Source organism: Bacteroidota bacterium (assembly GCA_026391695.1).
Classification (GTDB): Bacteria; Bacteroidota; Bacteroidia; order Bacteroidales; family JAGONC01; genus JAPLDP01.
In genome coordinates this window covers 20,812-45,444 of record JAPLDP010000085.1, presented here as the reverse complement: position 1 = coordinate 45,444, position 24,633 = coordinate 20,812, and the positions used below count along the sequence as shown (strand labels likewise).

At 44.8% G+C, this 24,633-nt stretch carries 40 protein-coding genes; all 40 read left to right on the top strand.

Annotated features, from left to right (window positions below; translation table 11 throughout):
• Nucleotides 1-7: 7 nt before the first annotated feature.
• The 40 genes from rpsJ to NT175_12815 all read left to right on the top strand — a co-directional run bounded on the left by rpsJ (nt 8) and on the right by NT175_12815 (nt 24,621).
• Nucleotides 8-313 carry a 30S ribosomal protein S10 gene (rpsJ, locus tag NT175_13010; protein MCX6235615.1) on the top strand — a complete coding sequence of 102 codons (306 nt, stop codon included), beginning with the start codon at nt 8-10 and terminating at the stop codon, nt 311-313.
• Nucleotides 314-351: 38 nt separating this feature from the next.
• Nucleotides 352-981, top strand: a complete 630-nt coding sequence (gene rplC, locus NT175_13005) for a 50S ribosomal protein L3 (GenBank protein ID MCX6235614.1) — start codon at nt 352-354, stop codon at nt 979-981.
• Nucleotides 972-1,601, top strand: coding sequence for a 50S ribosomal protein L4 (gene rplD, locus NT175_13000; protein MCX6235613.1), 630 nt, complete (start codon nt 972-974; stop codon nt 1,599-1,601). Before rplC ends, rplD begins: the two co-directional genes overlap by 10 nt.
• Before the next feature lie 39 nt (nt 1,602-1,640).
• Nucleotides 1,641-1,931: a 50S ribosomal protein L23 gene (rplW, locus tag NT175_12995; GenBank protein ID MCX6235612.1), complete on the top strand. Its 291-nt coding sequence runs from the start codon at nt 1,641-1,643 to the stop codon at nt 1,929-1,931.
• 4 nt (nt 1,932-1,935) lie between these two features.
• On the top strand, nt 1,936-2,760 hold the full coding sequence (gene rplB / locus NT175_12990) for a 50S ribosomal protein L2 (protein MCX6235611.1): 825 nt from the start codon (nt 1,936-1,938) through the stop codon (nt 2,758-2,760).
• A 22-nt stretch (nt 2,761-2,782) separates the two neighbouring features.
• Nucleotides 2,783-3,049, top strand: a complete 267-nt coding sequence (rpsS, locus tag NT175_12985) for a 30S ribosomal protein S19 (GenBank protein MCX6235610.1) — start codon at nt 2,783-2,785, stop codon at nt 3,047-3,049.
• 23 nt (nt 3,050-3,072) lie between these two features.
• Nucleotides 3,073-3,525 carry a 50S ribosomal protein L22 gene (rplV, locus tag NT175_12980; GenBank protein ID MCX6235609.1) on the top strand — a complete coding sequence of 151 codons (453 nt, stop codon included), beginning with the start codon at nt 3,073-3,075 and terminating at the stop codon, nt 3,523-3,525.
• A 38-nt stretch (nt 3,526-3,563) separates the two neighbouring features.
• A complete protein-coding gene (gene rpsC / locus NT175_12975) occupies nt 3,564-4,286 on the top strand; it encodes a 30S ribosomal protein S3 (protein MCX6235608.1) in 723 nt (240 codons plus the stop codon).
• A gap of 34 nt (nt 4,287-4,320) precedes the next feature.
• Nucleotides 4,321-4,749 carry a 50S ribosomal protein L16 gene (gene rplP / locus NT175_12970; GenBank protein MCX6235607.1) on the top strand — a complete coding sequence of 143 codons (429 nt, stop codon included), beginning with the start codon at nt 4,321-4,323 and terminating at the stop codon, nt 4,747-4,749.
• A 5-nt stretch (nt 4,750-4,754) separates the two neighbouring features.
• Nucleotides 4,755-4,979, top strand: a complete 225-nt coding sequence (gene rpmC, locus NT175_12965) for a 50S ribosomal protein L29 (GenBank protein ID MCX6235606.1) — start codon at nt 4,755-4,757, stop codon at nt 4,977-4,979.
• 11 nt (nt 4,980-4,990) lie between these two features.
• Nucleotides 4,991-5,245, top strand: a complete 255-nt coding sequence (gene rpsQ, locus NT175_12960; protein MCX6235605.1) for a 30S ribosomal protein S17 — start codon at nt 4,991-4,993, stop codon at nt 5,243-5,245.
• A 2-nt stretch (nt 5,246-5,247) separates the two neighbouring features.
• Nucleotides 5,248-5,616: a 50S ribosomal protein L14 gene (gene rplN / locus NT175_12955; GenBank protein MCX6235604.1), complete on the top strand. Its 369-nt coding sequence runs from the start codon at nt 5,248-5,250 to the stop codon at nt 5,614-5,616.
• A 24-nt stretch (nt 5,617-5,640) separates the two neighbouring features.
• Nucleotides 5,641-5,961, top strand: coding sequence for a 50S ribosomal protein L24 (gene rplX / locus NT175_12950; protein MCX6235603.1), 321 nt, complete (start codon nt 5,641-5,643; stop codon nt 5,959-5,961).
• The gene (gene rplE, locus NT175_12945; protein ID MCX6235602.1) at nt 5,961-6,518 is read left to right on the top strand and encodes a 50S ribosomal protein L5; all 558 of its coding nucleotides are present in this window, start codon (nt 5,961-5,963) and stop codon (nt 6,516-6,518) included. The genes rplX and rplE overlap by 1 nt, the downstream gene beginning before the upstream one ends.
• 5 nt (nt 6,519-6,523) lie before the next feature.
• Nucleotides 6,524-6,793 (top strand): 30S ribosomal protein S14, encoded by a 270-nt coding sequence (gene rpsN / locus NT175_12940; GenBank protein ID MCX6235601.1) that lies wholly within the window; start codon nt 6,524-6,526, stop codon nt 6,791-6,793.
• 37 nt (nt 6,794-6,830) lie between these two features.
• Entirely contained in the window at nt 6,831-7,229 is a 399-nt protein-coding gene (gene rpsH / locus NT175_12935; GenBank protein ID MCX6235600.1) for a 30S ribosomal protein S8, read from the top strand.
• Between the two features lie 16 nt (nt 7,230-7,245).
• Nucleotides 7,246-7,803 carry a 50S ribosomal protein L6 gene (rplF, locus tag NT175_12930; GenBank protein MCX6235599.1) on the top strand — a complete coding sequence of 186 codons (558 nt, stop codon included), beginning with the start codon at nt 7,246-7,248 and terminating at the stop codon, nt 7,801-7,803.
• Nucleotides 7,804-7,831: 28 nt separating this feature from the next.
• The gene (gene rplR / locus NT175_12925; protein MCX6235598.1) at nt 7,832-8,194 is read left to right on the top strand and encodes a 50S ribosomal protein L18; all 363 of its coding nucleotides are present in this window, start codon (nt 7,832-7,834) and stop codon (nt 8,192-8,194) included.
• A 5-nt stretch (nt 8,195-8,199) separates the two neighbouring features.
• Nucleotides 8,200-8,718, top strand: a complete 519-nt coding sequence (gene rpsE / locus NT175_12920; protein ID MCX6235597.1) for a 30S ribosomal protein S5 — start codon at nt 8,200-8,202, stop codon at nt 8,716-8,718.
• A gap of 21 nt (nt 8,719-8,739) precedes the next feature.
• The gene (gene rpmD / locus NT175_12915; GenBank protein ID MCX6235596.1) at nt 8,740-8,919 is read left to right on the top strand and encodes a 50S ribosomal protein L30; all 180 of its coding nucleotides are present in this window, start codon (nt 8,740-8,742) and stop codon (nt 8,917-8,919) included.
• A 26-nt stretch (nt 8,920-8,945) separates the two neighbouring features.
• Nucleotides 8,946-9,392: a 50S ribosomal protein L15 gene (rplO, locus tag NT175_12910; protein ID MCX6235595.1), complete on the top strand. Its 447-nt coding sequence runs from the start codon at nt 8,946-8,948 to the stop codon at nt 9,390-9,392.
• A gap of 6 nt (nt 9,393-9,398) precedes the next feature.
• Nucleotides 9,399-10,766, top strand: coding sequence for a preprotein translocase subunit SecY (gene secY, locus NT175_12905; protein ID MCX6235594.1), 1,368 nt, complete (start codon nt 9,399-9,401; stop codon nt 10,764-10,766).
• A gap of 36 nt (nt 10,767-10,802) precedes the next feature.
• The gene (gene map, locus NT175_12900) at nt 10,803-11,573 is read left to right on the top strand and encodes a type I methionyl aminopeptidase (protein MCX6235593.1); all 771 of its coding nucleotides are present in this window, start codon (nt 10,803-10,805) and stop codon (nt 11,571-11,573) included.
• 25 nt (nt 11,574-11,598) lie between these two features.
• The gene (gene infA, locus NT175_12895; GenBank protein ID MCX6235592.1) at nt 11,599-11,817 is read left to right on the top strand and encodes a translation initiation factor IF-1; all 219 of its coding nucleotides are present in this window, start codon (nt 11,599-11,601) and stop codon (nt 11,815-11,817) included.
• Nucleotides 11,818-11,844: 27 nt separating this feature from the next.
• Entirely contained in the window at nt 11,845-11,961 is a 117-nt protein-coding gene (gene rpmJ, locus NT175_12890) for a 50S ribosomal protein L36 (protein ID MCX6235591.1), read from the top strand.
• Nucleotides 11,962-12,014: 53 nt separating this feature from the next.
• Nucleotides 12,015-12,395: a 30S ribosomal protein S13 gene (rpsM, locus tag NT175_12885; protein MCX6235590.1), complete on the top strand. Its 381-nt coding sequence runs from the start codon at nt 12,015-12,017 to the stop codon at nt 12,393-12,395.
• Nucleotides 12,396-12,450: 55 nt separating this feature from the next.
• Nucleotides 12,451-12,840, top strand: coding sequence for a 30S ribosomal protein S11 (gene rpsK / locus NT175_12880; GenBank protein MCX6235589.1), 390 nt, complete (start codon nt 12,451-12,453; stop codon nt 12,838-12,840).
• Nucleotides 12,841-12,926: 86 nt separating this feature from the next.
• Nucleotides 12,927-13,535 (top strand): 30S ribosomal protein S4, encoded by a 609-nt coding sequence (gene rpsD / locus NT175_12875; protein ID MCX6235588.1) that lies wholly within the window; start codon nt 12,927-12,929, stop codon nt 13,533-13,535.
• Nucleotides 13,536-13,583: 48 nt separating this feature from the next.
• On the top strand, nt 13,584-14,576 hold the full coding sequence (locus NT175_12870) for a DNA-directed RNA polymerase subunit alpha (protein ID MCX6235587.1): 993 nt from the start codon (nt 13,584-13,586) through the stop codon (nt 14,574-14,576).
• Nucleotides 14,577-14,581: 5 nt separating this feature from the next.
• Complete coding sequence (rplQ, locus tag NT175_12865) at nt 14,582-15,202, top strand: 50S ribosomal protein L17 (GenBank protein ID MCX6235586.1); 621 nt, start codon at nt 14,582-14,584, stop codon at nt 15,200-15,202.
• Between the two features lie 3 nt (nt 15,203-15,205).
• Nucleotides 15,206-16,510 (top strand): phosphopyruvate hydratase, encoded by a 1,305-nt coding sequence (gene eno, locus NT175_12860; GenBank protein MCX6235585.1) that lies wholly within the window; start codon nt 15,206-15,208, stop codon nt 16,508-16,510.
• Complete coding sequence (locus tag NT175_12855) at nt 16,510-17,295, top strand: DUF2520 domain-containing protein (GenBank protein ID MCX6235584.1); 786 nt, start codon at nt 16,510-16,512, stop codon at nt 17,293-17,295. The genes eno and NT175_12855 overlap by 1 nt, the downstream gene beginning before the upstream one ends.
• 41 nt (nt 17,296-17,336) lie before the next feature.
• The gene (locus NT175_12850) at nt 17,337-17,858 is read left to right on the top strand and encodes an HAD-IIIA family hydrolase (GenBank protein ID MCX6235583.1); all 522 of its coding nucleotides are present in this window, start codon (nt 17,337-17,339) and stop codon (nt 17,856-17,858) included.
• 9 nt (nt 17,859-17,867) lie between these two features.
• Nucleotides 17,868-18,452 carry a Maf family nucleotide pyrophosphatase gene (locus NT175_12845; protein MCX6235582.1) on the top strand — a complete coding sequence of 195 codons (585 nt, stop codon included), beginning with the start codon at nt 17,868-17,870 and terminating at the stop codon, nt 18,450-18,452.
• Between the two features lie 118 nt (nt 18,453-18,570).
• A complete protein-coding gene (gene surE / locus NT175_12840) occupies nt 18,571-19,350 on the top strand; it encodes a 5'/3'-nucleotidase SurE (protein ID MCX6235581.1) in 780 nt (259 codons plus the stop codon).
• Nucleotides 19,340-19,627 carry a hypothetical protein gene (locus tag NT175_12835; protein MCX6235580.1) on the top strand — a complete coding sequence of 96 codons (288 nt, stop codon included), beginning with the start codon at nt 19,340-19,342 and terminating at the stop codon, nt 19,625-19,627. Before surE ends, NT175_12835 begins: the two co-directional genes overlap by 11 nt.
• 13 nt (nt 19,628-19,640) lie before the next feature.
• Complete coding sequence (gene lpxB, locus NT175_12830; GenBank protein MCX6235579.1) at nt 19,641-20,780, top strand: lipid-A-disaccharide synthase; 1,140 nt, start codon at nt 19,641-19,643, stop codon at nt 20,778-20,780.
• A 67-nt stretch (nt 20,781-20,847) separates the two neighbouring features.
• Nucleotides 20,848-21,462 (top strand): tetratricopeptide repeat protein, encoded by a 615-nt coding sequence (locus NT175_12825; protein MCX6235578.1) that lies wholly within the window; start codon nt 20,848-20,850, stop codon nt 21,460-21,462.
• Between the two features lie 8 nt (nt 21,463-21,470).
• Nucleotides 21,471-22,412: a tetratricopeptide repeat protein gene (locus tag NT175_12820; protein ID MCX6235577.1), complete on the top strand. Its 942-nt coding sequence runs from the start codon at nt 21,471-21,473 to the stop codon at nt 22,410-22,412.
• Between the two features lie 82 nt (nt 22,413-22,494).
• The gene (locus NT175_12815) at nt 22,495-24,621 is read left to right on the top strand and encodes a ComEC/Rec2 family competence protein (GenBank protein ID MCX6235576.1); all 2,127 of its coding nucleotides are present in this window, start codon (nt 22,495-22,497) and stop codon (nt 24,619-24,621) included.
• Nucleotides 24,622-24,633 lie beyond the last annotated feature (12 nt).

The window sequence follows — 24,633 nt, the reverse complement described above, 5'->3', positions numbered from 1 at the left end:
CAAAACCGTGAGCCAAAGGATTAGGATTAAATTAAAATCTTACGATTACAACCTTGTTGACAAGTCTGCAGAAAAAATTGTCAAGACCGTGAAATCGACGGGTGCTATTGTCAGTGGTCCGATACCATTGCCGACGGACAAGAAGATTTTTACAGTGAACAGGTCAACATTTGTAAACAAGAAGTCTAGGGAACAGTTTCAGCTCTGTTCCTATAAGCGGCTTCTGGATATTTACAGCACCACATCCAAGACCATTGATGCGTTGATGAAACTTGAATTGCCCAGCGGTGTTGAAGTGGAAATAAAAGTGTAGAGAACGAGAGTAAATAAAAGTCTTAAAAACAGCATATCATGTCAGGACTTATAGGAAAAAAGGTCGGAATGACCAGCATTTACGATGACAACGGAAAGAATATTCCCTGTACGGTCATTCAGGCCGGGCCATGTATCGTAACACAGGTCAGGACCAAGGATACAGATGGTTATGAGGCCATTCAACTCGCTTTTGATGACCAAAAGGAGAATAAGACCACCAAGGCCATGAAAGGTCATTATATAAAAGCCAAAACCACTCCCAAGAAGATCCTCCGTGAATTCACTAGGTTTGAAGCTGGACACCAGAAGACTTTCGGCGATGTTATTACGGTAGACGTTTTCATTGAAGGCGAGTTTATCGATGTGGTAGGATATACAAAAGGCAAGGGTTTTCAGGGTGTTGTGAAACGGTATGGTTTTAAAGGTGTCGGCGAAGCCAGCCATGGCCAGAGTAACAGGCTGAGAGCACCCGGATCTGTCGGCGCATCATCATATCCTTCGCGCGTATTCAAGGGAACGCGTATGGCTGGTCAGGTTGGAAACAGCAGGATTAAAATGATCAATCTTCAGATCATGAAACTTATCCCTGATAAGAATATAGTCATAGTCAAAGGATCAGTCCCTGGGCCAAATGGTTCATATTTAATATTAGAAAGATGGAGTTAGCAGTATTTCAAATGGACGGTACCAAGACATCCAGGAGCATTACCCTGGACAGTGCCATATTTGGTGCAGAACCAAATGACCATGCCATATACCTCGACACGAAGCAATATATGGACAATCAACGGCAGGGTACACATGACACATTGGAGAAAAGTGCGGTGTCGGGAAGCACAAAGAAGCTTAAACGGCAGAAAGGCACCGGTACGGCACGGTCCGGAAGTATCAAGTCGCCCTTATTCAGGGGCGGCGGAAGGATATTCGGTCCCCATCCGAGAGATTATGATTTTAAGGTGAATAAAAAGGTCAAACGCCTGGCACGTGTCTCTGCATTAAGTTACAAGGCAAAAGATAATGAGATTATCATCCTCGACGATCTGAAGTTCGAAAAACCACGGACCAAAAACTTTATAGAGATACTAAAGAATTTTGAAACGGGGAACAAGAAAGCATTATTTGTCGTACCTGCCTCCGACCGGAATATCCTTCTTTCATCCAGGAACCTGCAACAGGTGAAAATCATGAATGCGACCGATATAAACACATACGACATCCTCAAACACAACAGGTTGTTCATTGTGGAAGGATCCCTGAAGGATATTGAAAAAGTTTTGGCAGAATAATACCGGAAGGCTCAAAAAGAACATTTAAATAAAAGTACAATGGGTATCATACTAGAACCGATCATAACGGAAAAGATGACAGCCAAGGGAGAAGCGCTCAACCAGTTTGGATTCATCGTCGACAGGAGGGCTAATAAGCTTCAGATCAAGAAGGCTATAAAGGATATCTATGGCGTTGACGTGCTCTCTGTGAATACGATGAATTATTCGGGCAAGATCAAATCCCGGTATACAAAGTCAGGCATTCTTCAAGGTAGAACGAATGCATACAAAAAGGCTATTGTCACATTAGCAGAAGGTGAAACTATTGATTTTTACAGCAATATTTAAATAAATGGCTTTAAAAAAATTCAAACCGACAACGCCCGGTCAGCGCTTTAAACTCATCAGTGCGTTTGATGACCTGACAGCCAGCACGCCTGAAAAAAGATTATTGGTGCCGATACACAAGACCGGCGGCAGAAATAATGAAGGTAAGATGACTATCCGTTACCATGGCGGAGGTCATAAACGTCAGTACAGGCTTATAGATTTTAAGCGTGAAAAGGAGGGCATACCTGCATTGGTGAAGTCCATCGAGTATGATCCAAACAGATCATCGCGGGTGGCCCTGTTATATTATGCTGACGGCGAGAAGAGATACATCATAGCGCCTTATGGTATCAAGGTTGGCCAGCAGGTCAGCTCGGGAAAAGGTGTTGCCCCGGAAATCGGAAACACGATGTACCTCAGCGAGATACCTTTTGGCACCATCATACACAATGTGGAGCTGAGGCCGGGAGAGGGTGCAAAGATGGCACGCAGTGCCGGGTCGTATGCACAGCTTATGTCACGGGATAACAAATATGCCATTCTGAAGATGCCATCAGGCGAGACACGTATGATTCTTCAGACATGCAGGGCGACCATTGGCATGGTTTCCAATCCTGACCATAACCTGGAGGTATCGGGCAAGGCCGGCCGTAGCCGTTGGATGGGTCGCCGCCCGCGAACAAGAGGCGTCGCCATGAATCCTGTTGACCATCCTATGGGTGGCGGCGAAGGCCGTGCATCCGGCGGTCACCCCCGTTCCAGAAAGGGTATACCGGCCAAAGGTTACCGCACACGGAAGGCAAAAAAGGACTCCAATAAATATATCATAGAAAAGAGAAAAAAGTAAAGAACAGTTAAATCATTATATCATGAGCCGTTCACTGAAAAAAGGACCATTTATTCACTACAAACTGGAGAAAAAGGTATCAGATGCCGTTCAGACCAGGAAGAAATCAGTCATTAAGACATGGTCAAGAGGTTCGGTGATTTCACCGGAGTTTGTCGGATTGACCATTGCTGTGCATAACGGTAACAAGTTTATTCCGGTGTATGTCACCGAGAATATGGTTGGGCACCGGCTGGGTGAATTTGCCCCGACACGCATCTTCAGAGGTCATGCAGGAAGTAAAAGGTAAGAAATAATTGAAATTATAAAGCTATGGGAGCCAGAAAACGAATCAGATCAGAGCAGATAAAGGAAGCAAGTAAAAAGGTATTTGCAGCGCAGCTTCGCAACTGTCCGTCATCACCTCGTAAAATGCGGTTGGTTGCTGATCTCATCCGCGGTGTGGATGTGGAATCTGCCCTGCATATATTAAAGAATACCCACAAGGAACCATCAAAAGACCTGCATAAGCTGTTGCTATCCGCTATTGCCAACTGGCAGGCCAAGAATGAAGGTGCCCGTATAGAAGAGAGCCATCTCTATGTGAAGGAGGTATATGTGGACAGCGGCAGGCAATTGAAACGTGTCAGGCCTGCACCACAGGGACGCGCCTACCGCATCAGGAAACGTTCCAATCACATTACCCTGCTGCTCGACAGCATGAAAGAAGTGGTTGATAAGCCTGTAAAAGAAAAGAAAAAAGTATTAGAAACAGCTAACGTATAAATCACCCCAAATAACAATCATCACAAAAAAGAAACTTAATGGGACAAAAGACGAATCCAATAGGCAACAGATTAGGGATCATCCGTGGATGGGATTCCAACTGGTTTGGAGGGAAAAGTTTTGCAAGTAAACTTGTAGAAGACGAAAAAATACGGAGATATCTGAATGCACGTCTTTCCAAAGCCGGTATCTCCAGGACGATCATAGAACGTACGTTGAAGCTGGTGACTGTGACCATTAACACGGCACGTCCCGGTATCATCATCGGCAAGGCCGGCCAGGAAGTCGATAAGCTTAAGGAAGAGCTTAAGAAGCTCACGAATAAGGAAGTGCAGATCAACATATCGGAAATCAAAAGGCCTGAACTGGATGCCATCATCGTCGGCAATACTGTTGCCAAACAGATTGAGGGCAGGATATCCTACCGCCGTGCGATAAAAACTGCGATAGCCTCCTCCATGCGGATCGGCGCCGAAGGTATCAAGATCATGATATCCGGACGTCTTGGTGGTGCTGAAATGGCACGGAGTGAACAGTATAAGGAAGGCCGCATCCCACTACATACGCTCAGGGCCGATATTGATTATGCTACAGCTGAAGCCCATACAACCTATGGAAGAATCGGTATCAAAGTGTGGATATGCAAAGGTGAGGTATACGAAAAACGCGAACTCTCACCTTCCGGCTCGGTGGTCAAAGCAAAGCCCACACCGGGAGTGAGAGCCAAAGGTGGAAGACCTAAAGGCCGCGGACCAAGATAAACAGATTAATAGTTCAACTTAAACGATAGTAACTATGTTACAGCCGAAAAAAACCAAATACAGAAAACAGCAAAAGGGAAGAATGAAGGGATGTGCTATGAGGGGCAACCAACTGGCTTTTGGCTCCTTTGGCATTAAGACGCTGGAGCAGGAGTGGATCACTGGCCGCCAGATTGAAGCAGCCCGTCAGGCCCTCACCCGTCATATGAAACGTGAAGGGCAGATATGGATAAGAATATTTCCTGACAAGCCTATAACCAAGAAGCCTGCTGAAGTTCGAATGGGCAAAGGAAAAGGTGCCCCGGAGATGTTCGTAGCTTGTGTGACGCCCGGAAGGATTCTCTTTGAGATAGATGGAGTACCCCTCGATATAGCGAAGGAATCATTACGTCTGGCTGCCCAAAAATTGCCGGTACTCACAAGATTTGTTGTCAGAAAAGATTATATTGAAGAAATAGCATAATAACTATGGAACAATCCGTCATCAGGGAGCTTTCAACGCCTGAATTGCTTGAAAGACTTGAAGAAGAAAAAAAACAACTGATAAAGCTGAAACTGACGCACACCGTGTCGCCTCTTGAGAACCCTAATAAAATTAAGGTTTACAGGAAGGGCATTGCCAGGCTGGAAACTGAATTGCATAAACGCAGGATGGCAGAAGCTTTGAAAAAAAATGAGCAAGTTACAAAGTAAAGTTTTTTAAGATGGAAAGAAAGCTTAGAAAAGAGAAAATCGGAATAGTGGTCAGCGAAAAAATGAATAAGACCATTATCGTGGAGGTTGCACGCAAGGTGAAACATCCCATGTATGGCAAGTTTGTTAAAAAGTCAAGCACTTTTGTTGCACACGACGAAAAGAATGAAAGCCATGAAGGCGATACAGTACGTATTGCTGAAACCAGACCATTAAGCAAGACTAAATGTTGGCGATTAGTAGAAATCATTGAAAGAGCTAAATAATTATGATACAACAGGAATCAAGACTTGTCGTTGCCGATAACAGCGGTGCCAGGGAGGTACTTTGTATCAGGGTCCTTGGCGGAACCAAAAGAAGGTATGCTTCTGTGGGTGACCTGATCATTGTCACAGTTAAAGATGCATTGCCATCAGGCAACATTAAAAAGGGAACAGTCTCCAAAGCGGTCATTGTCAGAACCAGTAAAGAGATCAGGCGAAATGACGGATCTTATATCCGTTTTGATGATAATGCTGTTGTGTTACTGAACGCTGCTGGCGAGATGATCGGCACGCGAATTTTCGGGCCCATAGCCAGGGAGCTGAGGGATAAAAAATATATGAAGATAGTTTCACTTGCACCTGAGGTGCTTTAAAGGATTCAAATATTAACACATATGATACATAAACTGCACATCAAGAAGGGTGATACAGTGATGGTTATCTCCGGGGATTCAAAAGGCCAGCAGGGAAGAGTCCTTATCATAAACAAAGATAAACAGACAGCTATCGTGGAAGGTATCAACATGGTATCAAAACACAGCCGGCCCAACACCCAGAATCCCAAAGGGGGCATCATACATAAGGAATCACCGATTCATATTTCCAACCTGAAGGTTATTGACGGAGCAGGACATCCCACCAGGACAGGGCGCAGGAAAGATAGCAAGACCAATAAACTAGTTCGTTATTCAAAAAAATCGGGGGGGGTTATCAAGTAATGGAATACGTACCAAGATTAAAGAAAAAATACGACGAAGAGATCGTGCCTGCTTTAATGAAGCAGTTCAGTTATACGACGGTCATGCAGGTCCCCAGGCTGCATAAGATATGTCTCAACCAGGGTGTCGGAGTGGCCATCACCGACAAAAAGCTGATAGAATCCAGCATCAGTGAGATGACAACGATCACCGGGCAGAGGGCTGTGGCCACCAAGTCGAAGAGTGATATATCCAATTTCAAGCTGCGCCGCGGCATGCCTATTGCTGTCAGGGTCACCCTGCGCGGGCACAGGATGTATGAATTCCTCGACAGGCTCGTATCAGTGGCAATGCCAAGAATAAGGGACTTCAGGGGAATCAGCGACAAAGGATTTGACGGCAGAGGAAATTATACATTCGGCGTAACCGAACAAATTATTTTTCCTGAAATCGACATTGACAAAGTGGCAAAAATGAACGGAATGGATATCACGTTTGTCACCTCTGCGCGCACTGATAAGGAAGCTTTCGCATTATTAAAGGAATTTGGTTTACCGTTTAAAATTTTAAATCAATAATATCTATGGCAAAAGAATCGATGAAAGCCAGGGAAGTTAAAAGGCAGAAACTCGTCAACAGGTATGCTGATAAAAGAGCTGCTTTAAAATCTGCCGGGGATTATGCTGCCCTGCAGAAATTACCCAGGAATGCCTCTCCTGTCCGTTTACACAACAGATGTAAACTTACAGGCCGGCCCCGGGGGTATATGCGTCAGTTCGGGCTTTCCCGTATTAACTTCAGGGAAATGGCTCTGCAAGGGTTGATCCCGGGAGTGAAAAAAGCAAGCTGGTAATAGAAAATAACATCAATTAATATTTAATCCGAGTACAATGGTTACTGATCCGATTGCCGATTATTTAACAAGGATACGCAATGCTGTGAAAGCAAACCACAGAATTGTCGAAATTCCTGCATCGAATGAAAAGAAAGAGATCACCAAGATTCTTCAAGATAAGGGTTATATCCTGAATTATAAATTTGAAGATGATGAAAAACAGGGGAAAATAAAGATTGCCCTTAAATATCATCCTACATCCAAGATTTCTGCCATCAGGAAACTGGAAAGAGTGAGCAAACCCGGTTTAAGGAAATATGTTGGAGTGGAGGAGCTGCCAAGGGTGTTGAATGGCCTTGGTATTGCGATTTTATCCACATCACAGGGTATCATGACCGATAAAGAGGCCCGGAGGCTCAAGATTGGTGGCGAGGTCTTATGTTTTGTCAGTTAAAAAGGAGATTACAGATATGTCAAGGATAGGAAAATTACCGATTCCCCTGCCCCAGGGTGTAGAAATCTCAATCAGCGATGACAATATTGTCAGGGTAAAAGGGAAATTAGGCGAACTCGAGCAGAGTATCAATCCCAGGATCAGGGTCAGCGTAAAGGACACGGAGATACTTCTGGAGAGGCCCACAGAGGAGAAACAGGACAAGGCTATGCACGGACTTTACAGGGCATTGCTGGCCAACATGGTGAAAGGTGTAAGCGAGGGCTTCACCATTACCCAGGAACTGGTCGGCGTCGGATATAAAGCCAGTGTAAATGGCCAGCTACTTGAATTAGCCGTGGGTTATTCACATAACATTGTTCTGGAGCTGCCCCCTGAAATAAAAGTTGCAACAACAGCCGAAAGGGGTAAGAATCCGACGATTACAATAAAAGGTATCGATAAGCAATTGCTGGGACAGATAGCTGCCAAGCTCCGTTCTTTCAGGAAGCCGGAGCCATATAAGGGCAAGGGTATCAAGTTTTTGAATGAAGAGATAAAGAGAAAGGCTGGAAAAGCAGCCGCTCAGAAATAATTCTATTAACCATTTAATGTTTTCAGTGATGGCAGTAAATGATAAGAAAATATTCCGTCGCCAGCGGATCAAGATGAGGATCAGGAAGATCGTGCAGGGGACACCTGAAAGGCCACGAATGACTGTTTTCAGAAGCAATAAGCAAATCTATGTCCAATTGATTGATGACAGTCAAGGCAAGACACTCGTGGCTGCATCTTCAAGAATTCCTGAGATCGCCAGTAAGAAGATCACAAAAAATGAGCAGGCCAGGCTGGTTGGCAAGCTTTTAGCCGATAAGGCGATAAAAGCCGGAATTAATAATGTTGTTTTTGACCGTAATGGGTATTTGTATCACGGCAGGGTTAAATCTTTGGCCACTGCGGCCAGGGAAGTAGGCCTTAAATTTTAATCATTATGACAAGTATAAATGTAAAAAGAGTAAAATCAAGCGAAATTGAGTTTAAAGATAAGCTGGTCAGCATCCAGAGGGTGACCAAAGTCACCAAAGGTGGCCGGACATTCAGCTTCTCTGCCGTTGTCGTTGTTGGCAATGAAAGTGGTGTGGTTGGTTATGGTCTTGGCAAAGCCAAGGAAGTGACGGCTGCCATCGCCAAAGGTATCGATGACGCCAAGAAAAATCTTATCAAGGTGCCTATCCTGAAAAGTACTATACCGCACGAACAGACAGGAAAATACGGTGGTGCGAGGGTTTTCCTCAAACCGGCTGCTCCCGGGACAGGCGTTATTGCCGGTGGTGCCATGCGTGCCGTCCTCGAAAGTGTCGGCATTAAGGATGTGCTGGCAAAATCCAAAGGATCGTCCAACCCGCATAACGTGGTTAAAGCAACGATCGACGCGCTCATGCAAATGAGAGATCCTTACGCTGTGGCACAACTCCGCGGTATCAGCCTGGAGAAAGTGTTCAATGGTTAACATCACTTAAATCAGATCACCATGAAAAAATTGAAAATAACCCAAATAAGGAGTGGCATAGGCAAGCCTTTAAGGCAGAAACGGACACTTGAAGCACTGGGTTTCAAAAAAATGCATCAGACCATTGAAGTTGAAGCATCACCACAGGTCCTGGGCATGATCGCCAAAGTGAAACACCTGCTCACCGTCGAAGAAATTTAATTTGTTGAAAAAAATAACTGGACGATATGGATTTAAGTAATTTGAAACCCGCAAAGGGATCAGTCAGGAAAAGCAAAAGAATAGGCCGAGGTCAGGGCTCCGGTAAAGGAGGCACATCCACAAAAGGTAATAAGGGTGCCCAATCCAGATCCGGTTATAAGACCAAGTTCGGTTTTGAAGGAGGTCAAAAGCCTTTGCATATACGCGTGCCAAAATTTGGATTCACCAACTTTAACCGGAAGGCATACAAGGGCATCAACATTGACATCTTGCAGTCGCTGGCAGATGCTAAAGGTATTTCCGAGTTTAACCAGAAAATATTTATTGAAAACGGACTGGTATCTAAAAATGATCTTATTAAGATCCTGGGCAGAGGCGAACTCAAAACCAAAATCGATGTGGCAGCCCATGCCTTTACGGCAACAGCCATTAAAGCAATAGAATCCACAGGTGGTGTAGCAACAAAAATCTAACAGCCCATGAAACGGTTCATCGAAACAATAAGAAATATTTATAAGATAGAAGATCTCAGGAAGAGGATTCTTTACACACTTGGGATCATCCTGATATACCGGTTGGGGGCTTATATAGTCATACCGGGTGTTGATCCGAATCAACTGGCCAACCTGCAGGCTCAATCCAAATCAGGTTTGCTGGGACTGCTCAACATGTTCTCGGGAGGAGCCTTTTCCAATGCCTCTATCTTTGCTCTCGGTATCATGCCGTACATCTCCGCTTCTATTGTCGTTCAGTTGCTGGGCATGGCCATACCGTATTTCCAGAAGCTGCAGCGCGAGGGAGAAAGTGGCCGGAGAAAAATGAACCAGATCACACGGTACCTTACCGTCGTCATTCTGATTCTGCAGTCACCGGCTTATATTGCTAACCTTGTAAACAGGCTTCCAGCAGAAGCTATTTACCCGTTTAGTTCTGAAGTCGGCGCCCATTCGGTCTTATCCTTCTTCGGGATATCATCGATCGTCATTCTCACTGCCGGCTCATTGTTCATCATGTACCTGGGTGAGAGGATAACAGATAAGGGTATCGGGAATGGCATTTCGCTGATAATCATGATCGGTATCATTGCCCGGTTGCCATTTGCCCTTTTTGGTGAGCTGGTTTCGAGGCTGGAATCCAAAGGAGGTGGATTGGTCGTATTTGTCGTCGAATTGGCAACACTCCTTCTGGTCATTCTGTTATGTATACTGCTTGTTCAGGGCACACGCAAGATACCGGTGCAATATGCCAAGCGGATCGTCGGTAATAAACAGTACGGAGGGGTGAGGCAGTACATACCATTAAAGGTTAATGCGGCAGGTGTGATGCCTATCATTTTTGCCCAGGCCATTATGTTCCTGCCACTGACATTTGCACGCTTTGGCTCACAGGCCCTGTCGGGATTTGCATCTACTTTTTCTGACATGAATGGCTTCTGGTACAACTTTGTATTTGCGGTTCTGATCATTGTATTTACATATTTTTATACCGCTGTTACCATTAATCCAAATCAGATTGCCGACGATATGAAAAAGAACGGGGGATTTATTCCAGGTATCAAGCCCGGAAGGAAAACGGCAGAGTTCGTTGACTCGGTGATGTCGAGAATCACATTGCCGGGATCAATATTTCTGGCTTTCGTGGCCATCATGCCGGCACTGATCAGGATTATGGGAGTAAATACACAATTTGCCCAGTTCTTTGGAGGGACATCCCTGCTCATTTTGGTGGGTGTTGTGCTGGATACATTGCAGCAGATCGAAAGTCATCTGTTGATGCGCCATTATGACGGATTAACCAAATCGGGAAGGATCCGAGGCCGAGCTTCAGGATCCGGTGGAGCATACTGATGACAGAAACAGCGGTTGAAATGAATGAATTTTCAGATGATCTATATAAAAACTGAAAAAGAAATTGAATTAATTCGCGAAAGTTCTTTACTTGTTGGGAAAGCGTTAGCTGAAGTGGCCAAGTTAATTAAACCCGGCGTCACAACCAAGATGCTGGACAAAGTGGCCGAAGAGTTTATCCGTGATCATGGAGCCGTACCAGGCTTTAAAGGTTATGAAGGATTTCCTGCCACACTCTGCACTTCGCTGAATGAGCAGGTTGTACATGGAATCCCGGGTGACATGGTATTGAAAGATGGCGACATTATTTCCATCGACTGCGGTGTAATTAAGAATGGCTATTATGGTGACTCAGCATATACTTTTGCAGTGGGAGAAGTTATGGGAGATGTACTGGAGTTGCTGAGAAGAACGAAGGAGTCACTGTACATGGGAATTGACATGGCCACTGCCGGAAAAAGAGTCGGCGACATAGGACACACAATACAGAACCATGTGGAGAGATTTGGTTATTCTGTCGTTCGTGACCTTGTTGGGCATGGTATAGGACGTCATCTTCATGAAAAACCTGAAGTACCGAATTATGGCAAAAGAGGCGAAGGAGTTAAGTTAAACGAAGGCATGACGATATGTATCGAACCGATGATCAACCTTGGTACCAGAATGGTCGTAGTTGAAAAAGATGGATGGACCATTCGTACTGTTGACCATAAAGCTTCGGCTCACTTTGAGCATGCAGTGGCGATAAGAAAAGATAAATGCGAGATTTTAACAACGTTTCAATATATCGAAGAAGTTATTCAGTAAAGTTAAACATGTGTAAGTTATCAGTATGGCGAAACAATTAACCATAGAACAGGACGGTACTGTCAGGGAATCGCTCGGTAACGCTATGTTTCGTGTAGAACTGGAAAATGGTCACATCATCACTGCCCATATATCAGGTAAAATGCGCATGCATTATATCAAAATACTACCGGGCGATAAGGTGCGGATTGAAATGTCACCCTATGATCTGACCAAAGGACGGATAACTTTCCGGTACAAATAAAATTTGAACAAGCTAACAATATAACCAATGAAAGTACGAGCATCTATAAAAAAGAGAACCCCTGAGGACAAAATTGTCCGCAGAAAAGGGAGATTATATGTCATCAACAAAAAAAATCCGAAATACAAGCAAAGACAAGGATAAACCGGATTTCATCAGGATGATTTTCATTGATAACCATACAATAATTTAACCATATGGCACGAATTGCAGGTATAGACCTACCCAGGAACAAAAGAGGAGAAGTTGCACTGACTTATATTTTTGGCATAGGCAGAAGCAGCGCTCAAAAAATTCTTAATGAAGCCGGAGTGGACTGGAATAAAAAAGTTCAGGACTGGAGTGATGATGATCAAAATAAAATCAGAAGCATCATCAACGAAAACTTCAAGATAGAAGGTGAATTGCGTTCAGAAGTTCAGATGAATATAAAACGGCTCATGGACATTGGCTCCTACAGGGGCATCCGCCACCGTCTTGGCTTACCTACCAGGGGACAAAGCACAAAGAATAATGCCAGAACAAGAAAAGGCAAGAGAAAAACCGTGGCCAACAAAAAGAAAGCTCCTAAGGCTTAACAGTCGGCCGGGTGAGATAACCATTTGAAAATAAAAGAAAGTAACAGCAATAGATATGGCAAAAGTAGCTAAAACATCAAAGAAAAGAGTTGTTAAGGTTGATACGGTTGGATGTGCTTTTATTAAAGCATCGTTTAATAATATCATCATTTCGCTGACCAATATGAATGGCCAGGTCATCGCATGGTCCTCGGCAGGGAAAATGGGTTTCAAAGGCTCCAAGAAGAATACGCCGTATGCTGCCCAGATGGCTGCACAGGATTGTTCAAAAGTAGCGTATGATTTTGGGCTGCGCAAGGTGAAGGTGTTTGTGAAGGGACCGGGTGCCGGCAGGGAATCAGCGATACGTACCCTTCATACATCAGGCATTGAGGTGATGGAAATACAGGATATTACTCCTTTGCCTCATAACGGCTGCCGGCCACCAAAGCGAAGGAGAGTGTAATTCGGGATTAGCGAATGGCGAATGGCGAAATACGATATAACATAATGATGGTTTAATTTTTAATTTTTCAATTTTAATTTAATAATATGGCAAGGTACATTGGTCCACAGACGAAAGTGGCAAGAAAATTCAGAGAAGCTATTTATGGGCCTGATAAATATTTCGAGAAGAAAAATTATCCTCCCGGAATGCACGGCACTTCAAAAAGGAGAAGAAAACAGTCGGAATATGGGGTGCAGCTTCAGGAGAAGCAAAAGGCCAAATATACATACGGCATACTGGAACGCCAGTTTAAAAATATCTTCCTGAGGGCCACGCGTAAAAAAGGCGTCACTGGCGAAGTGCTCCTTCAGCTTATTGAATCCCGGCTTGATAATGTCGTTTTCCGCTTTGGCATTGCACCTACCCGGGCAGCTGCACGGCAGCTGGTCGCACACAGGCATATTACCGTGAATGGTGACGTGGTAAGTATCCCGTCCTTTTCTCTTAAACCCGGTGATATCGTTGGCGTCAGAGAACGTTCAAAATCCCTGGAAACCATCACCAATTCTTTGTTTTCGGGTAGAGCTAGCCGTTTTTCATGGCTCGAATGGGACAATGATATGATGGTCGGAAAATTTATGAATTATCCGGAACGGCAGGAGATACCTGAAAATATCAAGGAACAGCTTATCGTTGAGTTGTATTCCAAGTAAAAACCATTTTAACGTCAGTCCGAAAGTTTAAATATAACTTCAAAACACATGGCAATATTAGCTTTTCAGAAACCTGACAAGGTTATCATGATCGAGGCCGATGATTATAAGGGCACTTTCGAATTTCGGCCTTTGGAACCAGGATTCGGTATTACCATCGGTAATGCATTACGACGTATCCTTCTCTCCTCCCTCGAAGGCTATGCTATCATCTCGGTGAGGATAGATGGTGTCGAGCAGGAGTTTTCCACAGTCAAAGGTGTTGTGGAAGATGTCACGGATATCCTGTTGAACCTGAAACAAATCCGTTTTAAAAGGTTGATCAGCAGCGAAAGCAGCGAAAAGGTCAATGTGATTATCAACAATCAGGATGTTTTTACTGCCGGCGACATCAATAAATTTCTGTCGGTATTTCAGGTTCTGAATCCTGAACTGGTCATCTGCAACATGGAACCTTCTATCAAGTTAGCCATAGAGCTTACCATTGAAAAGGGCCGGGGTTATGTTCCTTCAGAAGAAAATAAGCCGCTTAATGCCATTATCGGGACTATAGCCATGGATTCCATTTTCACGCCTGTCCGTAATGTCAAGTATTTTGTCGAAAATTACAGGGTGGAGCAGAAGACCGACTATGAGAAGCTGATACTTGAGGTGTCGACGGATGGTTCCATACATCCGAAAGATGCTCTGAAGGAGGCTGCCAAAATACTCATTCATCACTTTATGCTTTTCTCAGATGAAAAGATCACATTTGATACCGAAGAAAAGTCCGTGACCGAAGAATTTGATGAAAACACTCTGCACATCAGGCAGTTACTTAAGACCAAACTGGTTGATATGGACCTCTCTGTCAGAGCCCTGAATTGTTTAAAAGCTGCCGATGTGGAAACTCTTGGCGATCTGGTGACATTCAACAAAAATGACCTGCTTAAGTTCAGGAATTTTGGTAAGAAATCACTCACCGAACTTGAAGAACTGGTGAAAACCAAAGGTCTTGAATTCGGGATGAATATTTCAAAATATAAATTAGATAAGGAATAATTGCGATGAGACACAGGAATAGTTTCAACCATCTGGGAAGGAAAAAGGCACACAGGGATGCCATGTTATCGAATATGGCGGCTTCGCTGATCCTGAAGAAGAAGATCACCACCACCCTGGCCAAGGCCAAGGCATTGCGTACGTATATTGAGCCTCTCATCACCCGTTCGAAAGTCGATTCGACACATTCACGCCGGGTTGTTTTTTCATATCTTCAGAATAAAGATGCTGTTGGTGAATTATTCAGGGATATATCCGTTAAAGTAGCTGACCGTCCGGGAGGATATACACGGATACTAAAAACAGGTATCAGGCAGGGCGATAATGCGGATATGGCACTCATTGAGCTGGTTGACTTCAATGTCATCTCCAAAGGCGAAAAGGAAGTCAAAAAGGCAAAATCATCACGGCTCAGGAGGGGAACAAAGAAAAAAGCCGGCGAAGGAGCTAAGGAAGAAGCCGGAAGTGCAAAAGAAACCACTGCTGAAAAGAAAGTGACCGGTGTTCCGAAGACAAAAAAGGAAGCGCCAAAAAAGACAGCCACACAGAAAGTCAAGGCTGCTACAAAGAAAGACCTGGGACGGAGGCCTATAAGTACCGGGAAAACTAAAAAATCAGGAGAATAAACTATGGGTTCAATAGTTAGTATTTTCGCCCGCCAGATACTGGATTCAAGAGGCAATCCCACCATCGAGGTGGATGTCTATACCAGCTCAGGCACTATGGGAAGGGCGGCCATCCCTTCAGGCGCATCAACAGGTGCTCATGAAGCTGTTGAATTACGCGACGACGATAAAAGCATATACCTCGGAAAAAGCGTCCTGAAAGCTGTTCAGAATGTGAATAAAATTCTCAATGAAGAACTTAAAGGGTATTTTGTCTCGGAACAAACCGAGATAGACTTCCGCATGATCGAACTGGATGGCACACCAAATAAAGCCAACCTTGGCGCCAATGCGATCCTGGGCGTATCACTGGCTGTGGCCAAAGTTGCCGCTGAGGAAAGCAGCAATTACCTGTACCGTTACATTGGTGGCGTCAATGCACGTCTGCTACCAATTCCTATGATGAATATCCTCAATGGCGGTTCACATGCTGATAACAGCATCGATTTTCAGGAATTTATGATCATGCCTGTCGGCGCACAGAATTTCTCCGAAGCATTGCGTATGGGCGCAGAGGTATTCCATAACCTTAAAGCTGTCCTCAAAAAACAAAATTACTCGACAAATGTCGGCGATGAAGGTGGCTTTGCACCTAACCTGAAATCCAATGAAGAGGCCATCACCGTCATATTGCAGGCTATTGAAAAAGCCGGATACAAGCCGGGAGAGGATGTTTTTATTGCTCTCGATCCAGCCGCATCGGAATATTTCATACCAGAAGAAAATGTATATCATCTGAAATGGTCATCAGGCGAAAAGTTGACTCCTGCCCAGATGGTCAGTTTCTGGAAAAACTGGGTCGATAAGTATCCTGTCATTTCCATTGAGGATGGTATGGCCGAAGATGACTGGGATGGCTGGAAACTGATGACAGATGTTCTCGGCAACAGGATACAACTGGTTGGTGATGACCTGTTTGTGACCAATGTAGAGCGATTGAAGAAAGGTATTGATATGGGCATTGCCAACTCTATTCTCATAAAACTCAATCAGATCGGCACATTAACGGAGACCATTGGCGCTGTTGAGATGGCACACCGGAATGCATATACAGCTGTCATCAGCCACCGTTCCGGAGAAACTGAAGACACAACCATTGCTGACCTGGCCGTGGCACTCAATACCGGACTGATAAAAACCGGCTCCACCAGCCGTACTGACAGGATTGCAAAATATAACCAGTTGCTTCGTATCGAGGAAATACTTGGCAATTCAGCCAGATATTGGGGAAAAGACTTCAAATTCGTGAAGAAACGGATTTCTTCCTGATGGCCCTATCATCCATAGACCGTTTAGTTTTCATCGGTGCTGGCAGGATTGCCACTCACCTGGCCATAACGTTCAAAAAAAAAGGATTTCAGATCGTACAGGTCTGGAGCCGTTCACTGGAAACTGCCGCCCGGCTGGCTAACAGGATCAACGCCGCAAGCACTTCTGATCTTACATCTCTCAATCCGGATGCAGATATTTATATTTTTGCCGTGCCGGATCATGCTTTGCCAGGCCTGTTGAATTATATACGGCTGAAAGAAGACCAACTTCTGGTTCATACATCCGGATCCCTGCCGGCACAGATATTGATGGGTCATTCAGAAAATTACGGGGTTTTTTATCCATTGCAGACCTTTTCTCCCGACAGAAAGATAGACTTTAAAAATGTGCCTATTGTGGTTGAGGGCAATCATACCGGTAGCACCAATGTTCTGATGTTTCTGGCAGGGCAGATAGCGCAGCAGGTGCATGTCATGGACTCTGAGAAAAGAAAAGTGATCCATCTGGCAGCGGTGTTTGCCTGTAATTTCCCCAATTATATGTATACCATTGCACAGGAAATTCTCCATTCAGAGGGTATTTCCTTTGATCTGATCAGGCCTCTGATCCTGGAGACAGCCGGCAAAGTCCAGAAAAAAAATCCTGATATCGTTCAAACAGGACCGGCAGTGCGGGATGACAAGGCAGTCATTGAAGAACATCTGCTCATGCTTGCCGGACATCCGGATTTCAGGGAAATTTATGAGATCATCACCAGAAATATTGTCGCTCACTATAAATGATCAGATAGATTTGTACATTCTTTCACCAATGACAGTTAGCCATGGACAATTATAAAGAACAGTTAAAAGATATCACCACCTTTGTTTTTGACTATGATGGCGTTCTCACCGATGGGACTGTGGTGCTGATGCGAACAGGCGAGGCGCTGAGAACAGCCAATGTCAAGGATGGTTATGCCTTGCAACTGGCGGTAAAAAAGGGCTTTCGTGTGGTTATCATCACCGGGGGGAAGTCCTGGTCAATTGTCAACCGGTTCAGGCGACTCAAAGTGAAAGATATTTTTCTTGGCGTGGATAATAAGCTTCAGAAACTGAATGATTATCTTACCCGCCATAAAATCAATCCTGAACATGTTCTCTACATGGGTGACGACATACCTGACTATGCACTGATGAAAGCTGTCGGAATGCCTGCCTGCCCTGCCGATGCCTGCGAAGAGATCAAATCTGTCGCCAAATATATTTCCTCCTGTAATGGTGGCCGTGGATGCGTCAGGGATGTCATCGAACAGGTGATGAAGATACAGGGTAAGTGGATGGACCACGAAGCTTTTTCATGGTAATGCCGGTATATGCAAACTGACAATCTCAACAAATATCATTTCATCCTTGCATCAGCTTCACCGCGGCGCCAGTTTCTGCTCAGGGAGCTTGGACTGAATTTCGACATTCAGACCATAGAAGTGGAGGAGACTTATCCATTACATCTCCAAAGGGAACAGATACCACTATATCTGGCCGCAAAAAAAGCGGATGCTTTTCCCGATTCCTTTTTTTCAGATCAAACCCTGGTCATCACCGCTGATACTATCGTCTGGCTTAATGGCCAGAACCTGGGTAAGCCGAAGGATCATAATGCAGCCATCAGGATGCTCGGTATGCTGGCCGGCAACAGGCATGAAGTCATTACCGGCATGTGCCTCCGTTCAAAAGATAAAACAGTATCTTTTTATGACATCACGGATGTCTGGTTTAAACCTTTGACCAAAGAAGAAATAGAATTTTATGTTGAGCGTTTCAGGCCTTTTGACAAAGCCGGTGCGTATGGCGTACAGGAATGGATCGGCTATGTGGCTGTGACCCGTGTCGATGGCTCTTTTTTCAATGTCATGGGACTGCCTATTCATCGCTTTTATGAAGAGCTGCTCCGTTTTTAATCGGCATGACAGGCTGGCAGCAACATATAAAAATTGTTAAACCCGCCTTTTTGATTCAGTAAATACCTAATTTTGCACATTGTATTGTAAAATGTTGAATATAAATATTTAAGACCACATGGTAATGGAGAAACCGGTGATTCTGGTGACGAATGATGATGGCATCCATGCTCCCGGCATTGATTTGCTGGCAAAAATCATGAGAGATTATGGCCGTGTGGTAGTGGTTGCACCGCAGGAGCCTATGTCGGGCATGAGTCATGCCGTGACGGTCAAAGTCCCGCTGCGGTTGCGCCTTGTCAGCAAGGAAACTGATTTTGAAAGGTACAGTTGTAACGGCACTCCTGTAGATGCCGTGAAGCTGGGCCAACGTGTTGTGCTGCGCCGACGTCCCGACCTGGTGGTGTCTGGCATCAATCACGGCACCAACTCTGCCATCAATATCCTTTACTCAGGCACCATGGCGGCAGTCTTGGAGGCTTCCATCGAGGGAATACCCGCCATAGGCTTCTCTCTTTCTGATTATTCTTTTAATGCTGACTTAAGCGCATGTGAAACATACGTGAGAATCATCACCGAAAGTGTCCTGAAACATGGCCTGCCAGGATTTACAAGCCTGAATGTGAACATCCCTGCCGTCGCTGCCAGTGAGATAAAAGGAATAAAAATTTGTAAACAGGGCAAAGGTGCCTGGGTGGAAGAGTTTGATGAACGAAAAGACCCGCGTGATCGCGACTATTACTGGCTTACAGGCGCTTTTAAAAGCTCTGAGAATGGTCATGACACCGATGAATGGGCCCTGGCCCATAATTATGTGTCAGTGGTCCCTGTCCATTTTGACCTCACCGCACATCACGCCATCTCTGAATTAAAAAAATGGAACCTTCATGCTGAATAAAGATTCTTTCCTGCTGGGTGTTGTGTTAGGCGTCATCACACCGCCTATTGTCTTCGGATTTCTTTACCTGATATTATTTGTGATTAATGCCATTGCAACCAATGACCTGTCGGTGAAAATGTCCATACTCCAGATTGTTAGTATCACTGTCAATGCCTTCATCTTCCGGTATTATTTTATCGGCAGGAAATACGACAAAACCGGTCGCGGCGTTTTATTGATCACATTTATCTATTTTATACTCTTTTTTTTGATTGTCCATAAATGGCAGATATAATACACATGAAATTATGAATTTCTATCTCATCGCCGGTGAAGCTTCAGGCGACCTGCATGCGTCGAACCTGATCAGAGAGATAAAAAAGCGGGATCCCTCTGCCCGTTTCCGGTGCTGGGGCGGCGACAGGATGAAAAGTGAAGGAGCCGAAGTGGTAATGCATTACCGTGATCTGGCATTTATGGGTTTTACCGAGGTGGTCACTCATCTTCCGGCTATTGTCATGAATTTTAAAAGATGTCGCAGAGATATTCTGTCATTTCATCCCGATGCCATCATTCTCATTGATTATCCCGGATTTAACCTGAGAATTGCCAGGTTTGCACACCAGCATCATTTACGGGTTTTTTATTACGTATCACCCCAGGTATGGGCATGGAAACAATCGCGGATAAATACGATCAGGGCGTATGTCAACCGCATGTTCGTCATATTGCCTTTTGAGAAAGAATTCTATGCCCGGTTCGATTATCCGGTGGAATTTGTCGGCCATCCGCTGCTCGATACCCTTACGGATGAATACCCCTTCCGGGATAAAGCATCGTTTATCTCTTCAAATGGTCTGGATGAAAGACCTGTCATTTCCCTATTGCCGGGAAGCCGCCGGCAGGAGATAAGCCGTATCCTGAAAATCATGCTGCACACCGTGGAGTATTTTCCTGAATATCAGTTTGTCATCGCGGGATTGTCGTCGGTTCCTGCTTCTTTTTATAATGGCATTTTTAAGGGATATGATGTCAAAATAGTATATGATCAGACCTATGATCTGTTAAAGCACTCCCATGCTGCAGTGGTGTCATCAGGGACAGCTACGCTCGAAACCGCAATAATCGGCACACCCCAGGTGATCTGTTACCGCGGCGGATACTTGTCATATCAGATTGCCAAACGTGTTGTAAAGGTCAGGCATATCGGATTAGTCAATCTGATAATGGACCGTATTGTCGCACCTGAACTGATACAAAATGATTTCACTGTGGATAATCTGGCTGATAACCTGAAAAAATGTGTTTATGATGACAATATGAGGAATAAAATGGCTGATGATTACCATGAGCTTAAAATGAAGCTTGGAGGCAGCGGCGCTTCAGGCCGGACAGCGGCCTTCATCATGGGCGAACTGAAGTCATTGCACATGACTCTTGCAATTTGAACCAGCCTTGACAGGCTGTTGCAGGGTATGGATTTTTCTCCTACTTTTGTCAGCAAATGTAAAGTTTATGAAGAACGTCGGTTTTTTATTAATACTTGTTTTAATCCTGGGCATGTCAGGAGGTTATGCTCAGAGCGATGCTGAACAATACTACCTTGCCGGCAGACAGGCTCTTTCCAATAATAATTTCCTGCTGGCCAGGGATGAATTCACCAGGGCTATACAGGCCGACTCCACCAACGCGGAGGCTTATACCGGACGGGGCCAGGCGTTGATCCGATTAAAGGATATTCACTCCGCTTTGGATGACTATAATAAAGCCCTGCAGATCGACCCACTCAATAGTGAATCACACTTGCTCCGTGGTAAAGCCAATTACCTTATCCAGGATTATCAGTCAACCATTCAGGATATGAATTTTTTACTTGAAAAGAACAGTGATCACACACAGGCATTATTTTATCGCGCTGAATCGGAATTTCAGCTTGGATATCTGCAGAAGGCCATACGCGATTACACAAAAATAGCAGAATTGGAACCTGATAATGCAATCAATTACCAGAGCCTTGGTTATGCCAAGCTTCAATCAGGCGATACACAAGGTGCCTGCATGGCTTTCCAGAAATCACTCGACAAAGGAAACAGGGGCGCTGAAAGATTAATACAGAAAAACTGCAAATAATGAAAATAATGAAAACTTCTTTTATATTGGTGGGGGCAGCCATAGCTCTGCTGACTGTTGCATCGTGCAAACAAAAACTTACACCGGAAGATAAGGCAAATATTAAGAAGGCCACGTCCTTGGAGTCACTCAAAAATTCCAGTGATAAGTCTGGCGATAAATCTGTCATGATGAATAAGAGTCATACGGGCCCTTCCACTCCCCGCGATTCCATCATGGATGCCGGTGTGAAAAAGGCTGAAGCCAAAGATTTCCAGGGTGCTATGCATGAATTTGATAAAGTTGTAGAGCAGAATCCAAATGATTATGAAGCACGCTATAACAGGGGTAAGGTAAGAATTGAGTTGGGGATTTATGATGGCGCCATTAACGATTTCGGCAAAGTCATTGAGCTGAAGCCTGAATTCGAAGCTGCCTGGAACTACAGTGGTGTGGCCAAGGCATATCTGAATTATCCTGAAGATGCAATAAAGGATTACGACAAGGCTATCAGCCTGAATCCGAAATATGCCAATGCCTATTATAACAGGGCCATCGCCAAAGCTGTCATGAAAAGGTTCAATGAATCCATCGACGATTTCAACAAAGCCATCGAAAAGCAGCCCAATTACCCTGAAGCATATAACAACAGGGGTAATGCCAGAGCTCTGGCCAAAGACTACGAAGGCGCTATAAGCGATTACAATAAAGCTATTGAGCTCCAGCCCAATAATCCCGAAGCCTATAATAACCGTGGTGCCATCCGGAAAGCACAGAAGCAATATGCGGAGGCCATCCTGGACTTTTCAAAGGCTATTGAATTAAAGCCTGAATACCGCGATGCCTATTATAACCGTGGGCTGGCCCTCTATTACTCCAAGGATACTCAACACGCCTGCGATGACTGGAGAAAAACTGTCGAACTGGGCTATGCCGAAGCACAGAAACTGATAGACCAATACTGTAAATAAGGACCAGCGATCTCGCCCTTCGCTATTCGCCTCTCCCAGGGTCACATTTTCCTCCTTTCCGGATAAAATATAAACATCCGCGATGATTTCCCGGAATCCATTTCCGTTATTCCGGCTGCTGATGGTTTATATCGCCGGGATAGTTACTGCTTCCCTCACCGGATACCGGTTTTACATGCCGGCTCTGATTATTTACCTTTTTTTGGTTGGCATTTTTTTCCTTATTTTTCATTCCGGCCGTTTTATGGCCTATTCCCACCAGTGGATACAGGGCGCAGCTATCCTGGTCCTCTTTTACATCTTTGGATATCAGATCACCATCCAATCCACAGGGATGTTTGATCACCAGCATATCATCAACCGGCGGGTCCCGCCTGATTGTATAATTGGCATGGTGAATGAGCCCTTATCGGAAAAAGAAAAATCCTATTCGGCCCGAATGAAAGTCTGGGCTGCAAGAGATACGGCAGAATGGTCAGCCGCTACCGGGACAATAATCGTTTATCTTCAGAAGGACAGCCTGTCAGAAGATGTCAGGTATGGAGATGTGATCATTTTCAGGAAGAAGGTCAGTCTGATTACCCCACCGGCTAATCCCTCCCAGTTCAACTATAAGAAATATCTGGCAAATAAGGGAATATATCATTCAGCCTTCGTGTCATCTGGGTCGTGGAAGTTGCTCGACAGCAACAGGGGTAAACCGGTGAGAGCCTTTGCAAATGCGCTGAGGGAAAAGATCATGATCACGCTTCGCCGTACCTTCACTGATAAAGATGAATTTGCAGTTGTGACAGCCTTACTCATAGGCGCCAAGGATGACCTCGATGCGGACCTGCAGCAGGATTTTGCGGCAGCCGGTGTGCTGCACATCCTCGTCGTGTCGGGCATGCATGTCGGGCTTATCTATGTCGTGCTGAATTCACTTTTTGGATTCCTGAGAAAAGGAGCATTGGGCCGTTTTAGTCATACGCTGCTGGTCATCATGCTGATGTGGCTGTACTCTCTGATAACGGGTTTCGGACCGTCGATACTAAGGGCTGCAGCCATGTTCAGCCTTGTTGCCGTGGGTAATTCCATACAGCGGATGACCAGCATCTATAATACCCTCGTCGTGTCGGCATTTCTTCTTCTTCTTTTCAGTCCATTCCTGATCAGCGATACCGGCTTCCAGTTGTCATATGCTTCCGTAATAGGTATTGTCGCATTGCAACGGCCTATCTATGAGATGTTCTCCATCAAAAGGTGGATACCCGGCCAGATCTGGTCTATAATAGCCGTTACCCTTGCCGCACAGGTCGGCACGCTGCCTCTGGCATTGATGTATTTCCATCAGTTCCCTGTCTATTTCATTCTCGCTAATATGATCATAATACCTTTGTCCACTTTCGTCATCTATGCTGGTATAATTTTCCTCATCATGTCGCCTGTCGCGGTCATTTCATCTTTGCTGGCAACGATCATTTTGTTTATGACCCGGTTGATGTTATTCACTGTCGATAAAGTTGAATATTTACCCTACTCAACAATTACCGGCATTTCGGTGACTCTTTTACAATGCATCCTGATATATGGAATGATCGTCAGCCTGGTTATATTCTGGCAGAAGAGGAGGCCCAACTACCTTATATCTGCCCTGATGATCCTGCTGGTGCTGTGTACTCTGTTATTCATAAGAAATCTGGAGCGTTGCAGGCAGTGCATCATAGCCGTGTATAGTGTACCCGGGTCATCGGCCTATGATCTCATCGATGGGAAGTCGCATGTTCTGATCGCAGACAGTGCAGTATTGACAGACGGGAAAAAGACCGAGCGTTTAATACGCGATTTCTGGATTTCACTTGGATTGAAAACAGGTTACCCCATCATGTTGGACAAAACAGCCCGTTATAAAGGCCTGTGCCCCGGCAACCCTTGCTGTTATTCTTATGGTCATTTCATACAGTTCAGGGATAAACGGATAGTCATCATTGATGATGACTTCCGAAAGCCTTCATCTGTCAGCGCAAAAATGCAAGTCGATTTCGCCATCATCCGTCATAACGCCAGGATAACCCTTGAAGATATCCATGCTCTGTTTGATGTAACCTGCATAATCATTGACTCTTCCAATAAATCCTGGAAAACAGGGAAATGGAGAGATGAAGGGACCAATTTAAAGAAGATGCCATATATAGTGCCGGAGAGTGGGGCATTTATCTTTTCCTGGTAAGGCACATACTTC

Excerpts from the sequence above, each read along its gene's own strand:
- rplC (MCX6235614.1), top strand. The coding sequence starts at position 352 with ATGTCAGGACTTATAGGAAAAAAGGTCGGAATGACCAGCATTTACGAT.
- rplD (MCX6235613.1), top strand. The coding sequence starts at position 972 with ATGGAGTTAGCAGTATTTCAAATGGACGGTACCAAGACATCCAGGAGC.
- rplW (MCX6235612.1), top strand. The coding sequence starts at position 1,641 with ATGGGTATCATACTAGAACCGATCATAACGGAAAAGATGACAGCCAAG.
- rplB (MCX6235611.1), top strand. The coding sequence starts at position 1,936 with ATGGCTTTAAAAAAATTCAAACCGACAACGCCCGGTCAGCGCTTTAAA.
- rpsS (MCX6235610.1), top strand. The coding sequence starts at position 2,783 with ATGAGCCGTTCACTGAAAAAAGGACCATTTATTCACTACAAACTGGAG.
- rplV (MCX6235609.1), top strand. The coding sequence starts at position 3,073 with ATGGGAGCCAGAAAACGAATCAGATCAGAGCAGATAAAGGAAGCAAGT.
- rpsC (MCX6235608.1), top strand. The coding sequence starts at position 3,564 with ATGGGACAAAAGACGAATCCAATAGGCAACAGATTAGGGATCATCCGT.
- rplP (MCX6235607.1), top strand. The coding sequence starts at position 4,321 with ATGTTACAGCCGAAAAAAACCAAATACAGAAAACAGCAAAAGGGAAGA.
- rpmC (MCX6235606.1), top strand. The coding sequence starts at position 4,755 with ATGGAACAATCCGTCATCAGGGAGCTTTCAACGCCTGAATTGCTTGAA.
- rpsQ (MCX6235605.1), top strand. The coding sequence starts at position 4,991 with ATGGAAAGAAAGCTTAGAAAAGAGAAAATCGGAATAGTGGTCAGCGAA.
- rplN (MCX6235604.1), top strand. The coding sequence starts at position 5,248 with ATGATACAACAGGAATCAAGACTTGTCGTTGCCGATAACAGCGGTGCC.
- rplE (MCX6235602.1), top strand. The coding sequence starts at position 5,961 with ATGGAATACGTACCAAGATTAAAGAAAAAATACGACGAAGAGATCGTG.
- rpsN (MCX6235601.1), top strand. The coding sequence starts at position 6,524 with ATGGCAAAAGAATCGATGAAAGCCAGGGAAGTTAAAAGGCAGAAACTC.
- rpsH (MCX6235600.1), top strand. The coding sequence starts at position 6,831 with ATGGTTACTGATCCGATTGCCGATTATTTAACAAGGATACGCAATGCT.
- rplF (MCX6235599.1), top strand. The coding sequence starts at position 7,246 with ATGTCAAGGATAGGAAAATTACCGATTCCCCTGCCCCAGGGTGTAGAA.
- rplR (MCX6235598.1), top strand. The coding sequence starts at position 7,832 with ATGGCAGTAAATGATAAGAAAATATTCCGTCGCCAGCGGATCAAGATG.
- rpsE (MCX6235597.1), top strand. The coding sequence starts at position 8,200 with ATGACAAGTATAAATGTAAAAAGAGTAAAATCAAGCGAAATTGAGTTT.
- rpmD (MCX6235596.1), top strand. The coding sequence starts at position 8,740 with ATGAAAAAATTGAAAATAACCCAAATAAGGAGTGGCATAGGCAAGCCT.
- rplO (MCX6235595.1), top strand. The coding sequence starts at position 8,946 with ATGGATTTAAGTAATTTGAAACCCGCAAAGGGATCAGTCAGGAAAAGC.
- secY (MCX6235594.1), top strand. The coding sequence starts at position 9,399 with ATGAAACGGTTCATCGAAACAATAAGAAATATTTATAAGATAGAAGAT.
- map (MCX6235593.1), top strand. The coding sequence starts at position 10,803 with ATGATCTATATAAAAACTGAAAAAGAAATTGAATTAATTCGCGAAAGT.
- infA (MCX6235592.1), top strand. The coding sequence starts at position 11,599 with ATGGCGAAACAATTAACCATAGAACAGGACGGTACTGTCAGGGAATCG.
- rpmJ (MCX6235591.1), top strand. The coding sequence starts at position 11,845 with ATGAAAGTACGAGCATCTATAAAAAAGAGAACCCCTGAGGACAAAATT.
- rpsM (MCX6235590.1), top strand. The coding sequence starts at position 12,015 with ATGGCACGAATTGCAGGTATAGACCTACCCAGGAACAAAAGAGGAGAA.
- rpsK (MCX6235589.1), top strand. The coding sequence starts at position 12,451 with ATGGCAAAAGTAGCTAAAACATCAAAGAAAAGAGTTGTTAAGGTTGAT.
- rpsD (MCX6235588.1), top strand. The coding sequence starts at position 12,927 with ATGGCAAGGTACATTGGTCCACAGACGAAAGTGGCAAGAAAATTCAGA.
- NT175_12870 (MCX6235587.1), top strand. The coding sequence starts at position 13,584 with ATGGCAATATTAGCTTTTCAGAAACCTGACAAGGTTATCATGATCGAG.
- rplQ (MCX6235586.1), top strand. The coding sequence starts at position 14,582 with ATGAGACACAGGAATAGTTTCAACCATCTGGGAAGGAAAAAGGCACAC.
- eno (MCX6235585.1), top strand. The coding sequence starts at position 15,206 with ATGGGTTCAATAGTTAGTATTTTCGCCCGCCAGATACTGGATTCAAGA.
- NT175_12855 (MCX6235584.1), top strand. The coding sequence starts at position 16,510 with ATGGCCCTATCATCCATAGACCGTTTAGTTTTCATCGGTGCTGGCAGG.
- NT175_12850 (MCX6235583.1), top strand. The coding sequence starts at position 17,337 with ATGGACAATTATAAAGAACAGTTAAAAGATATCACCACCTTTGTTTTT.
- NT175_12845 (MCX6235582.1), top strand. The coding sequence starts at position 17,868 with ATGCAAACTGACAATCTCAACAAATATCATTTCATCCTTGCATCAGCT.
- surE (MCX6235581.1), top strand. The coding sequence starts at position 18,571 with ATGGTAATGGAGAAACCGGTGATTCTGGTGACGAATGATGATGGCATC.
- NT175_12835 (MCX6235580.1), top strand. The coding sequence starts at position 19,340 with ATGCTGAATAAAGATTCTTTCCTGCTGGGTGTTGTGTTAGGCGTCATC.
- lpxB (MCX6235579.1), top strand. The coding sequence starts at position 19,641 with ATGAATTTCTATCTCATCGCCGGTGAAGCTTCAGGCGACCTGCATGCG.
- NT175_12825 (MCX6235578.1), top strand. The coding sequence starts at position 20,848 with ATGAAGAACGTCGGTTTTTTATTAATACTTGTTTTAATCCTGGGCATG.
- NT175_12820 (MCX6235577.1), top strand. The coding sequence starts at position 21,471 with ATGAAAACTTCTTTTATATTGGTGGGGGCAGCCATAGCTCTGCTGACT.
- NT175_12815 (MCX6235576.1), top strand. The coding sequence starts at position 22,495 with ATGATTTCCCGGAATCCATTTCCGTTATTCCGGCTGCTGATGGTTTAT.